1 protein-coding gene is annotated in these 304 nt (G+C 54.9%); it reads left to right on the forward strand.

Annotated elements, in window-relative coordinates; all coding sequences use genetic code 11:
* The coding region (locus A7Z29_RS23140) for an AIDA repeat-containing protein (RefSeq protein ID WP_198599442.1) at positions 1 to 304 on the forward strand (304 nt) is incomplete at both ends.

The following is a 304-nucleotide window of genomic DNA, read 5'->3' on the forward strand; positions in this document are numbered from 1 at the left end:
AGTATTGCCGGGGGCAGCGCCAACAATATGCTGCTGGAGAACGGAGGCAAGCTCACTGTACTCAACGGGCATCAGGCTACGGGAACCACTATTAACAGCGGTGGGAACCAGTATGTCAGCAGCGGTGGCAGTGTCACGAGTACCACCATTAACAGCGGTGGGTACCAGTATGTCTACGGCAGCGCTACTGACACAACCATTAACAGCGGTGGGTACCAGTATGTCTACAGCGGTGGCAGTGTCACGGATACAACCGTTAACAGCGGTGGGTACCAGTATGTCTACGGCAGCGCTACTGACACAA

This window comes from Escherichia sp. MOD1-EC6842 (assembly GCF_002965705.1).
Taxonomy (GTDB): domain Bacteria; phylum Pseudomonadota; class Gammaproteobacteria; order Enterobacterales; family Enterobacteriaceae; genus Escherichia; species Escherichia ruysiae.